The 10,540-nt window shown below is 70.9% G+C and carries 16 protein-coding genes; 5 read left to right on the top strand and 11 right to left on the bottom strand.

All coding sequences use genetic code 11. The features are described 5' to 3' along the window. Positions 1–4: 4 nt before the first annotated feature. The 5 genes from tatA to AB0J52_RS14155 form a co-directional block, all read right to left on the bottom strand. On the bottom strand, positions 5–256 hold the full coding sequence (gene tatA, locus AB0J52_RS14175) for a Sec-independent protein translocase subunit TatA (protein WP_500182001.1): 252 nt from the start codon (positions 254–256) through the stop codon (positions 5–7). A gap of 48 nt (positions 257–304) precedes the next feature. Next, entirely contained in the window at positions 305–847 is a 543-nt protein-coding gene (locus AB0J52_RS14170) for an isochorismatase family protein (RefSeq protein ID WP_500182000.1), read from the bottom strand. Between the two features lie 25 nt (positions 848–872). After that, positions 873–1,808: a threonine/serine dehydratase gene (locus tag AB0J52_RS14165; protein WP_500181999.1), complete on the bottom strand. Its 936-nt coding sequence runs from the start codon at positions 1,806–1,808 to the stop codon at positions 873–875. A 32-nt stretch (positions 1,809–1,840) separates the two neighbouring features. Further along, positions 1,841–2,827 carry a hypothetical protein gene (locus AB0J52_RS14160; protein WP_500181998.1) on the bottom strand — a complete coding sequence of 329 codons (987 nt, stop codon included), beginning with the start codon at positions 2,825–2,827 and terminating at the stop codon, positions 1,841–1,843. A 172-nt stretch (positions 2,828–2,999) separates the two neighbouring features. Next, complete coding sequence (locus tag AB0J52_RS14155; protein ID WP_500181997.1) at positions 3,000–3,278, bottom strand: hypothetical protein; 279 nt, start codon at positions 3,276–3,278, stop codon at positions 3,000–3,002. A 181-nt stretch (positions 3,279–3,459) separates the two neighbouring features. Here AB0J52_RS14155 and AB0J52_RS14150 point away from each other — a divergent pair, with 181 nt between their 5' ends. Next, positions 3,460–4,842 carry a glycerophosphodiester phosphodiesterase gene (locus AB0J52_RS14150; protein ID WP_500181996.1) on the top strand — a complete coding sequence of 461 codons (1,383 nt, stop codon included), beginning with the start codon at positions 3,460–3,462 and terminating at the stop codon, positions 4,840–4,842. 55 nt (positions 4,843–4,897) lie between these two features. Beyond that, complete coding sequence (locus AB0J52_RS14145; protein ID WP_500181995.1) at positions 4,898–5,257, top strand: tetratricopeptide repeat protein; 360 nt, start codon at positions 4,898–4,900, stop codon at positions 5,255–5,257. A 38-nt stretch (positions 5,258–5,295) separates the two neighbouring features. Here AB0J52_RS14145 and AB0J52_RS14140 read toward each other — a convergent pair whose 3' ends face one another. From AB0J52_RS14140 to AB0J52_RS14125, 4 genes are all read right to left on the bottom strand, one after another. Next, positions 5,296–5,505: a dihydrofolate reductase family protein gene (locus AB0J52_RS14140; RefSeq protein WP_500181994.1), complete on the bottom strand. Its 210-nt coding sequence runs from the start codon at positions 5,503–5,505 to the stop codon at positions 5,296–5,298. 500 nt (positions 5,506–6,005) lie between these two features. Further along, entirely contained in the window at positions 6,006–6,251 is a 246-nt protein-coding gene (locus tag AB0J52_RS14135; RefSeq protein WP_500181993.1) for a hypothetical protein, read from the bottom strand. A 55-nt stretch (positions 6,252–6,306) separates the two neighbouring features. Further along, positions 6,307–6,651: a hypothetical protein gene (locus AB0J52_RS14130; RefSeq protein WP_500181992.1), complete on the bottom strand. Its 345-nt coding sequence runs from the start codon at positions 6,649–6,651 to the stop codon at positions 6,307–6,309. Continuing rightward, entirely contained in the window at positions 6,648–6,881 is a 234-nt protein-coding gene (locus AB0J52_RS14125; RefSeq protein ID WP_500181991.1) for a hypothetical protein, read from the bottom strand. The genes AB0J52_RS14130 and AB0J52_RS14125 overlap by 4 nt, the downstream gene beginning before the upstream one ends. A 144-nt stretch (positions 6,882–7,025) precedes the next feature. On the opposite strand from AB0J52_RS14125, the gene AB0J52_RS14120 reads away from it, so the two are divergent. The 3 genes from AB0J52_RS14120 to AB0J52_RS14110 all read left to right on the top strand — a co-directional run bounded on the left by AB0J52_RS14120 (position 7,026) and on the right by AB0J52_RS14110 (position 8,567). Continuing rightward, complete coding sequence (locus AB0J52_RS14120) at positions 7,026–7,847, top strand: helix-turn-helix domain-containing protein (protein ID WP_500181990.1); 822 nt, start codon at positions 7,026–7,028, stop codon at positions 7,845–7,847. After that, positions 7,844–8,158: a DUF397 domain-containing protein gene (locus tag AB0J52_RS14115; protein ID WP_500181989.1), complete on the top strand. Its 315-nt coding sequence runs from the start codon at positions 7,844–7,846 to the stop codon at positions 8,156–8,158. Before AB0J52_RS14120 ends, AB0J52_RS14115 begins: the two co-directional genes overlap by 4 nt. A gap of 154 nt (positions 8,159–8,312) precedes the next feature. Continuing rightward, positions 8,313–8,567, top strand: coding sequence for a DUF397 domain-containing protein (locus AB0J52_RS14110; RefSeq protein ID WP_500181988.1), 255 nt, complete (start codon positions 8,313–8,315; stop codon positions 8,565–8,567). Between the two features lie 65 nt (positions 8,568–8,632). Here the strand turns inward: AB0J52_RS14110 and AB0J52_RS14105 are convergent, their stop codons facing one another. Next, entirely contained in the window at positions 8,633–9,802 is a 1,170-nt protein-coding gene (locus AB0J52_RS14105) for a thioredoxin family protein (protein ID WP_500181987.1), read from the bottom strand. A 99-nt stretch (positions 9,803–9,901) separates the two neighbouring features. Next, a partial coding sequence (locus AB0J52_RS14100) for an MFS transporter (protein ID WP_500181986.1) occupies positions 9,902–10,540 on the bottom strand: 639 nt, incomplete at its 5' end.

Raw genomic sequence — 10,540 nt, 5'->3', positions numbered from 1 at the left:
CTGCCTACGACCGGGAGCGGGCCCGCCCCTCGGTGCGGGGGCCCGGCTGGGGGCCCCCCGGGGGGGCGGCGCCGACGACCGGGGACTCGTTCTCCCCGGGGGTCCCGTCCTTGTCGGCCAGGCCGTTCATCTCGGCCTTCAGGATGCGCGCGGACTGCCCCAGCGAGCGCGCCATCTTCGGCAGCCTCGCCGAGCCGAACAGCAGCAGGCCCACGATGATCACGATCAGCCAGTGCGTCGGTGACAGTTCTCCCACCACGGCGATCCCACCCCTTCCAGGACGATTCCCCGACCCACTCTAAAGCTATCGCGCAATTGAGCAAGTGAGTGCGGTGACCGCCTCCTCCGTGGCGACCACCGTGCCGAGCCTCGGGAACACGTAGTCGACGGCGAACTCGTGCGCGTGCGCGTCCAGGCCGCTCATCGCGTCCTCGACGAAGACCGTCCGGAACCCGGCCTCGTCGGCGATGCGTCCGGTGGACTCGACGCCGAAGTTGGTCACCAGGCCGGTCAGCAGGAGGGTGTCGACGCCGCGTTCGCGCAGCGCGGTCTCCAGCCCGGTGTTCTGAAACGCGCCCCACGTCCCCTTGACCACCACCACGTCCGACGCGGCGACCTCGATCTCGGGGCACAGGCCGCTGCCGGGCGGCTGCTCGTCCACGCCCGGACGCTCGACGCGCACCCAGACGACCGTCCCGCCCGCCTCGCGCAGGGCGTCCGCCAGCCGGACCGAGCGGGCGAGGACGTCGGGCCCGGTGTGCGGGGCGGTCGGCTGCGCGACGATCCGCTCCATCAGGTCGATCGCGACCAGCGCCGTGCGTTCAGGAGTCAAAGTAAGTTCGCTCATGACGGACATGGTGGCACCGACGGGCCTACGGGCGCACCAGATCGGACGGATCGGTGTTCGCACCGCACACCACGACCGCGACCCGCTCGCCCGGCGCGGGCGTGTGGGCCCCGGTGAGCAGGGCCGCGAGGGCGGCGGCGGTGCCGTGCTCGGCCACCAGCCGGTGCCGCTCCCACAGCGTCCGCCGCGCCTCGGTGATCGCCTCGTCCGGCACCAGGACGGACCGCACGCCCGTCCGGCGCGCGACGTCGAACGCGATCTCGCCGATCCGGGACGCGCCGAGCGAGTCGGCGGCGACGCCCGAGACCGCGACTGGAGCGGGCTCGCCCTGGTCCAGCGCGGTGCGCAGGGTCGGGCAGAGCTCCGGTTCGACCGCGACGACCGACGCCTCGCCGTCCAGCGCGGTCGCGATCCCGGCCATCAGGCCCCCGCCGCCGACCACGACCAGCGCCGTGTCGAACGCGCCGCCGGTCTGCTCCAGCAGCTCCAGGCCGATCGTGCCCTGGCCCGCGCAGACCTCGGGCTGGTCGTAGGCGTGGCAGAAGAGCGCACCGCTGTCGGCGGCGTCCTTGAGCGCGGCCTCCTGCGCGTCGGCGTACTTGTCGCCGACGGGCCGCACGTCCGCGCCGAGCGCGCGCAGCTTCGCGACCTTCACCGGGGGCGCGGTGCGCGGCAGGAACACCCGCGCGGGCACCCCGAGCGTTCCGGCGGCGTAGGCGACCCCGAGCCCGGCGTTGCCTCCGGACGCGGTGACCACACCGGACGGCGGAAGCACGCCCTGCTCGGCCGCGGTGAGCAGCCGGTTGAACGCCCCGCGTGCCTTGAACGACCCGCCGTGCTGCGTCTGCTCCAGCTTCAGCCAGAGCGGCACGCCGAACGCGTCGCTCTCCAGCACCGGCGTCCGCCGGACGTGCCCGGCGATCCGCGCGGCGGCGGCGCGGACGTCCGCCTTGTCGATCATGTGAGCCCCCCTCGGCCGAACTCGGCCCCCCATCATGCCCGGCGGCCGTCGGCGGTCGGCGCGCAGCTCGGCGCGGGCCCCGGGGCGGTCGGCGTGCTGGTCGGGCCGGTCGGTGAAGCGGTCGGCGGGGCGGGCGTCCGCCGCGCCGGACGGGTGTTGTGGAGCTTCATGACCTGCTGGAGGCCGGGGGAGTCGGCGAGCGTCGGGCACGCCCAGTCCGACTGGTGGCCCCACGAGTAGCTGATGTCGAACGCGGGGTGCGGCAGCACCGCCTCCCACTGCCCGAGGATGGTCGTGAGCTGCGCGGGCGTCGGCAGCTTCCAGTTCTTCTCGCCGGCGCTGCACGCCTGCCCGAACGTCTGGATCACCGGCACCATCATCGCCCGCGCGAACCCGGCGCGGTCGGCCTGCGCGACCATCGCCCCGATCGCCTTCGGATCGCAGCCCGACGCGTCCGACCTGCACGGATAGGGGTCGAGGCCGATCAGGTCCAGGTGCGTCGCGGACGGCTTGAGCGGCGTCATCGTCCAGTCGGTCAGGGACGCGAACGCCTTCTGCCCCGGCGCGTACCGGTGGATCAGGTCGGCGCGCTCGCGGATCTGCCCGACGATGCCGGGGCACTCCGCGGGGTTCGGCTCGTCCGACAGGTACCAGCCGTACACGCGCGGGTCGCGGGCCAGGCGCTTCACGGTCGAGCCGAAGTCGTCGGCGGACAGGCCGAACCCGCCGCACGTGGTGTTGCCGACCCAGACCAGCGCGCGGCCGTCCTTCGGCAGCGACCCGACCTCGTCCGGGCCGACGTCGAACAGGTCGAAGCCGAGCGCCGCCGCCCGCTCCCGGTCGGCGGCGGGCATGTTGAGCGCGACGTGCAGCGTCCCGGACGAGTGCCGGGGCGCGGCGACGGGCACGGCGGGCGCGGCCGAGCCGGCGGACGGATGGACGAGGTAGCCGAAGACGCCGCCCGTCAGCGCCGCGGCGGCGGCCACGGCGGCGACGGCGTTGAGGCGGTGGGTGCGCAACGCTCCTCCCGGGTGGGGTTCCGGCGTCCCCGCCGGACCTTCTGCCCGGCGGCCGGACGCGATCGCTCTCCACCGTCCCCCCGACCCCCGCCGCCGCCGGCGTCCCAGAACGAACGGGCATAAAAGAACCGCCCCGGGCGAGCCGGGGCGGTGCGCGCGTCCGTCCGGAAGGTCAGGCGCGCTTCCAGCGCCACTGGCCGTTCGTGTACCGGACGCAGCGGTACCGCTTGCCCGTCTTGTACGCGTACCCGTAGTGCAGGCGCGCCGCCGTCGGGCAGTACGAGCCCGGCGTGACGCACTCCCAGTGCTTGCCGACCTTGTGGGAGTGGCAGCGCGCGGCGGACACCGCCGGCGCGGAGACCGGGGCGGCGTTCGCCGGGGCGGCGACGCCGGTGACGACACCGGTGGCCACGAGGCCGGTGGCGGCCGTGACGAGCAGCTTCCTGAGCATCGAGCTCCTTCTGGGGTGAAGGTGACATGAACGAAGGTCTGCACATCTAACTGAAAATCGGCGCTCACATGGGCGAACTCAGCCAGTCCGGCATACGGAGCAAGTTCACCTCAATGACACGGGCCGATCACTCGCGGTGAGTAGCGTCCGGGACACACTCCCCCCACCAGCGAGGTTCGCCATGCGTCGCCCGTTCGTCGCCGCCGTGACCGCCGCCGTCCTTGTCCCCATCTGGTCACCCCCGGCCCGCGCGGAGACCGCCACGGGGTTCCGGCTGCCGCAGCGGTTCTTCATCGCGCACCGGGCGTCCGGGGCGTTCCTCGCGCCGGAGAACACGGCGTCGGCGTTCGAGTCCGGCCTCGGTGATCCGGACGCCGACCTGCTGGAGTTCGACGTCCAGGTGCTCAAGGACGGCGTCGGCGGCGTCTGGCACGACCCGACCGTCGACCGCATCACGCCCGAGCACGGACGGGTCACCGCCCGCACGAGCAGGCAGTTCAAGAAGCTCCGCATCGACGCGCACTCGTGGTTCGGCGGGACGGCCAAGGACACGCACCCGCTCCTCCTGGACGAGGTGCTGACCAGGTACGCGACGCGCAAGCAGCTCCTCGCCCACCCCAAGGACTCCCGCGCGGCCCGCCTCGTCATCGACCACGTCGTCGCCCGCCGCCTCACCGGACACGTCCAGATGCAGACCGACCACCTCGCGGACGCCGTGGCGGCGCGGAAGGCGGGCATCACCGCCCAGCTCCTCATCGGCACCGAACGACAGGCGGACGCCGCCTCACCCGCCCAGGTGAAGAAGGCGGGGATACAGCGGGTCTCGGTCAACTCGCAGCTCCCGGACGCGCTGATCGCCCGGTACGTCCGGGCGGGGCTGGTCGTGGCGTGCTTCAACGTCGAGTCCCAGACGCGCCGCGACCGGCTGTACCGGCTCGGTGTGCGCGGCATCGACACCGACGACCCCGTCTACCTGCACGGATCCCGCTACCGCCGCACGTCCGACCCGTTCGCCACCGGCACCTACTCGCCGGGCCACATGGGTCAGGCGCAGACCGCCGCCGCCCTGACCGCCTACCAGCGCGGCCGGTTCACGTCCCCGGACTGGTGGACGATCCCCTACGGGCGCGCCGACCTCTTCACCCGGCAGGGCTGGGCCGTCCTGGGGCGTTCGTACACGCTGCGCGCGACCGTCCGCTTCGACCGGCTCAGCACCCGGCGCGCCGACGCCGCCGCGATCCAGTTCGCCTCTCCCACGGACGACCCGTACACCTCCCGAACCGGGGGTTACGACCTCGTCCTGCGCCAGGACGGCCGTCTCGACCTCTACAAGGACCACCGGCTGCTGACGTCCGTCCGGACGCCGCCGATCACCCGGAGCGGGACGACCGCGGCCCTGCGGGTGACCGTCACCCCGGGCACGGTGACCGTCCGGCGCGACGGCGGCCGCGGCGCGACCGTGTCCGACACGTCCTACCGCGGGCGGTACCTCTACCTGGGGCGGATCAAGCCGCCGGGCCACGACGGCCCCCAGCTCTCCTTCCGCGACGTCACCGTGGAATGAAAGCCGGACCCTTCTGGTTGAAGGTTCAACGAACAGCGGGACCGGGAGGGAGCAGATGAACACCTACGAGGAGTTCCAGCGCGCGCAGATGTTCTTCGAGGCGCGGGACTACATCTCGGCCTCGCGCCTGCTGGCCCCCGTCGCCGAGGCCGAGCCCGGCAACGGCGCGGTCGCCGAGCTGCTCGCCCGCGCGTACTTCCACAGCGCCCAGCTCGGCCGGGCCGAGGACGCGTTCCGGCGGCTGCTCGACATCGACCCGAGCAACGGGTGGGCGCACGAGGCGCTGGCCCGCACGCTGGAGCGCCGCAACCGCCCGGACGAGGCGGCCCGCTTCCGCAAGCTGGCCGTCGCCATGGGCGTCGCGCCGGCCGAGGAGATCGAGATCTCGGTGACCGCCGCGAACCTCGAAGACTGACCCCTGCGAGAGGCCCGTCCCCCCTGTGGGACGGGCCTTCAGCTTTTCGCGAGCGCGTACGTCCCGATGAAGACGCCGTTCCCGGTCGTGACCGACTCGACCAGGTCGAACCCCCTCGGTTCGTCGCCCTTCTCCGCGAACAGCCGGATGCCCGAGCCGAGCAGGATCGGGTGGATCATCAGCACCATCTCGTCCACCAGCCCGTCCCGCAGCAGCGACCGGACGAGCGCGCCGCTTCCGAAGACCACCAGGTTCTCGGCGCTGGAGCATCAGCTCCGCGACGGCCTCGGTCCCGTCGAGCAGCGTCGAGCCCTCCCACGGCAGCGGCTCGGTCATCGTCGTCGACACCACGTACTTCTCGACGCGGTTGAACGCGTCCGTGATCGGGTTCGGCGGCTGCTTGGGCCAGTAGTCGAAGAACCGCGCGTAGGTCACGCGTCCGACGAGCAGCGACCACGCGTCCGACATCCGGGCACCCATGGCCTGCTGCATCGCGGGGTCCTGCCGCTCGGCGGCCCACCCACCATGCCGGAACCCGCCCCGGGGGTCCTCGTCCGCGGCCGCGGGCGCCTGGATCACCCCGTCCAGCGTCAGATGCTCCATCGCGATGACCTTGCCCATGCGCCCGACCCCTTCCTGTCACCGGATACGACCGTCCAGCCCCGAGGAACTCACCGCGCCAGCCGAAAACGACGGAACGCCCGTCCGAAACCCCGGACGAGCGTTCCGTTCCCCGCTCGGACCGTCCTCAGTCCCCGAAGACCTCGTCCACGCTGGTCGCGACCGCCGCCCGCCGGAGCCACGTCAGCAGCGTCTCGTTGTCGGGACAGTTGACGATCTTCTCCGCGATCTCGTCGGAGACCGGGAGGTCCCGTGCCTCCAGCACGCTGACGAGGGCCTTGGTCTCGCCCTTCGTCTCGCCTTCCTCGTAGGCGGCCGGGCTGTACATGTCCGCGAGCTCCCTCGCGAAGCCGTAGGTGTCCGTGTCCTTCATCAGTTCCCTCCAGACGAGACGAGCAGGCGAGTCGGTGAGCCCGGACACCGTGAAGTCACATCTCGGGCGCGGTGTCGGACGAGCGGCGAGGGGTGGGGGCGGTCCAGAAGGTGAGGATGGCGGTGAGCTGGTCCACGGCCAGGTCGGGACGGCGATGGGACGCGAGGCAGTCCCCGCTGGACGAGCGGTAGTACCAGCCGTGCCGTCCCCGCAGGACGAGGACGCTCTCACCGAGGTGCGGGGAGATCGCCGAGCGGACGTGCAGCAGCGGGATCGGCGCGTCGTAGCGGGTGTCCACGATCCAGCCCGCGCGCTGAAGGAGCTTGCGGACGCGGTTGAGCCGGTGACGCATCCAGCGGCGGCGCAGCCGGTTGGGGGACGGGAGCGGGCGGGCGATCACAGCGACCCCCGGATCTGCGCGCGGCGGCGCTCCTGGGCCAGCTCGTCCCAGAGCTCGTCGGCGGCGCTGCGGATGACGGTCGGGTCGATGCCCTCGTCCGGGTCGTGGAGCGTGGCGCACCAGTCGCCGGGCCGGCCGTCCCTGCGCCGGGCCCGCCATATGCGGTGACCTGTGTATTCGCGCCGCAGCGCGTCCAGCGCCTGCTCGTCGCTGAGGGTTCGGGTGTTCATATGCCGCCTTGTCTGTCGTGCGTGATGTGCATCACAAAGCCTTCCGTACTCGGCTACGCTCAGCGACAGACCGCAACGGACCGCGACAGGACCACCTCCCGGGCGGTCATCGATCCGCGCACCTGATCCCCAGAGGGAGACGCGATGACCGCGAGCAAGGAGCCGTACGAGGGACGAGCGATCCGGGCGTTCGCCGGGGACCTGACCGCGTGGCGGGTGCAGCGCGGACTCAACAAGGTCGAGTTGGCCGAACGGCTTGGCTACGACGCCTCGCTCATCGGCCAACTTGAGGCGTGCAGGAACATCCCCTCACAGAAGTTTGCCGAGGACTGCGACACCTTCTTCTCGTGCGCGGGCTCCTTCGCCCGACGCTGGGAGGAGATCGAGGAGGAGCGGGACCTCCATCTGCTCCCGCCTGGATTCCCGGAGTTCCTGAAGCGTGAGGCGCAGGCATCAGTAATGCACCTTTTCGAGCCGACTATGATCACCGGGCTGTTTCAGACGCCCGAGTATGCCTACGAGATCATGAAGGTGAGCTACGGTCCCGCCGAGGCGAAGAAGCTGGTGGAGACGCGCATGTCTCGTTCGGAAATACTGGTTCGCAAGAAGCCGCCTAAGATCATCGCGGTATTCGATGAAATGGCAATTCGGCGCTGTGTTGGTGGTGCTGGTGTGATGCGAGGGCAGTATGAGCGGCTGATGGAGATTGGAGAGATGTACAACGTGTCTCTCCAGGTCGTCCCCTTCAGTGAAGGGGCCTACCTTGGGCTTCTCGGAGCCTTCTCCGTCCTGGAATTCGAAGGAAGGCCGGACCTCGTGTACACGGAGGACTACGCTGGCGGGTTCTTCACGGGGACCAAGACGACTGTGCAGGAGTACCGAGTAAGCTTCGACATGATCAGAGGTGCGGCGAAGTCCACAACCGGCACCCTGAGCTTTCTGCATGAGGCGTTGGAGGCTCTGTGAACGGTCCCGACTGGTCAGCTGCGCGTTGGCGCAAGAGTAGTCATAGCGGTAGCACTGGTGGGCAGTGCATCGAAGTAGCGAACTTCGCATGGCGAACGAGTTCCCACAGTGGCGGCACGGGCAACTGTGTCGAGGTGGGGGACATCGTATGGCGCAAGAGCAGGCACAGCACGGACACAGGCGGTGCATGCGTTGAAGTTGGGGTTGTTGAGCCTGCGGTGGCGGTACGGGATTCCAAGGATCCGGACGGGCCCAAGCTGCTTCTGAGCGCCGCCGCCTGGAAGGGCCTGCTCAACCGCGCCACGCAGTGACGTAAACGCCCACGCTTATTCTTCGTCGGGAATGGCCGCTCATGTCGCTGGGGATGAGCGGCCATCCTGGCGACGGGCGACCGAAGTGAGTTGTTGCGTCCAGGGCTGTCGGGGTGGGAACTTTCAAGCTACGGCACACAGCACTGGAGGCCCTGTGGAAATCGCAGACTGGACGGCTGTTTCCTGGCGTAAAGGCAGCTTCAGCGGCAACACCGGAGGCGCCTGCATCGAAGTGGCTGACATTGCGTGGCGGACGAGCTCGCACAGCACGAACACCGGTGGGCAATGCGTGGAGGTTGGGGTTGTTGCGCCTGTGGTGGCGGTGCGGGATTCCAAGGATCCGGACGGGCCCAAGCTGCTTCTGAGCGCCGATGCCTGGAAGGGACTGCTCAACCGCGCCGCGCGGTGAACTGAGTTCCCGCGTCTTCCTCTTGGACGCCTGGGCGGGCGAATTTCCGCGACGTTCTGCGGTGGTCAGTGGTCGAGGGCGTGGTGGAGGAAGTGGTTGAGGTCTCGGCGGGGGAGGGAGCCTCCGTGGCCGGCTATGACCTCGCCCGAGCGGATGACCAGGACGGTCGGGACGCCCTGGATCTCGTAGCGGTCGGCGAGTTCGGGGGCGGCGTCGATGTCGATGCGGGTGGTGGTGACGCGGTCGGCGTTGTCGGCGGCGAAGCGTTCGACGATGGGGCCGAACTGCTTGCAGGGGCCGCACCACTTGGCGGTGAAGTAGGCCAGGACGGGCTTCTCCCCGGCGCGCGCGACCAGGCGGTCGAAGTCGTCGGCGTTCTCGATGGCGACGACGTTCTGGTCGCCGACGTGGGCGATGTCGCCCGGCGTGAGGGACGGCAGCTTCTCGGCCGGGTACCAGAGGCCGTTGATCTCGACGTCCGGGAGGGTGCGGATCAGGTCGAGGAGGGGCTCGGCGGAGAGCAGGTCGCTCCCGTCGGACGCCTTGACCTCCAGCACCTCCAGGTCCGGCAGCCGGGTGGCGAAGAGGAAGTGGGACGGTTCGAGCGGGGTGTCCGTCCAGATCGTCAGCGACTCCAGGCCGTCGAGGGTGCCGAACGCGTCCAGGCCGTCGGCTTCGAGGTCGGCGGAGAGCAGGCGCAGGGAGTAGAGGCCCTCGATCGTGCCGATCCCGGCGAGCGCCTCCTGGTCGGTGTGCCGCCGCGAGACCTCCAGGTTCATGAGGCCGGATCCGGCGAAGCGGGCGAACCAGCGGCCGGGGCTCGTGTCGTCCTCCACGCCGAGGATCTCCAGTTCGGGAAGGTCGGCGAGGCGGGAGAGCGCGATGTCGTCTCCGGCGGGTTCCTCCAGGACAACCTGGAACAGCTCCTTCTGCCGGGCCAGCCGCTCCAGGCCCTCGGACGAGACTCCGGACGCGGCGAAACCGGCGAGCGCGTCCTCCGGCAGGTCGTCCAGGAACGCCAGGTCGCCGGCGGTCGTTCCGTCCGGGATCTCCAGTGACGCCATGTGCCCGGCGGGGACGGTCACCTCGCCGCGCGCGTCCAGCAGCTGGATGTCGTCGTCCTCGTTCCCGACGGCGACGATCTGGATCTCGCCCACGGAGCGGTCGGCCGGGAACCGCAGGACGACGTCGCCCCGGTTCCACAGCCGCTCGTCGTACTCGGTCTGCTCGGTCACCTCACGGTGATCTCCGCGCGCCGAGCGGGGAATGCCCGAGCTGCGGAAACATGGACCGGATTTGGGCATTCGCCGACGCTCGGAACGCCTCGCCGACGCTCAGGCTCCTTCGGCGGACGCCCGGACCGGCTCGGCGGGGACCGGCGGGCGCAGGCCCGGTGCGATCGCGAGGGTGACCGCGACGGACGCGGCGGCCATCACCGCCATCCCCGCCGCCGGGCCGGTGAACTGGGCGACGGTGCCCGCGATCGTCGCGCCGACCCCCTGCATCGCCAGCATCCCGGACGAGAACAGGCCGAGCGCCTGTCCGTGCAGTTCGTCCGGGGTGAGCGCCATCAGCCGTTCCTGCAGCAGCAGCGTCGAGCAGAACCCGACCGACGCCAGCGTGATCGCGGCGACCGCGAGAGGAAGCGCCGGGTCGAGCGCGAAGACCAGGTACGGGGCGGCGAGCAGCAGCCGCAGGAACGGGCCGAGCCGCTCGCGCCACTCCGGCCGGATGAACCGTCCGGCGAGCACGTCCCCGGCGAGCATCCCGACCGCCGCGACCGCGAGCAGCAGGCCCGCGTGGGACGGCGAGTACGGCACGAACAGCGACTCGCAGCCGACGATCAGCCCGTTCGGCACCCACAGCCCGATGTACACGTACCGCCGCGCCGGGGAGGTCAGCAGCCGGGCGTTGCCGTGCCACGTCGCGGCGACCGACGGCCGTCCCTCGGCGCTCGCCGGACGGGCCGTCAG

The organism is Spirillospora sp. NPDC049652 (assembly GCF_040675125.1).
In the GTDB taxonomy this organism is placed as follows: Bacteria; Actinomycetota; Actinomycetes; order Streptosporangiales; family Streptosporangiaceae; genus Spirillospora.
The sequence above is the reverse complement of the archived record's forward strand: the minus strand, read 5'-3'. Positions and strand labels throughout refer to the sequence as shown.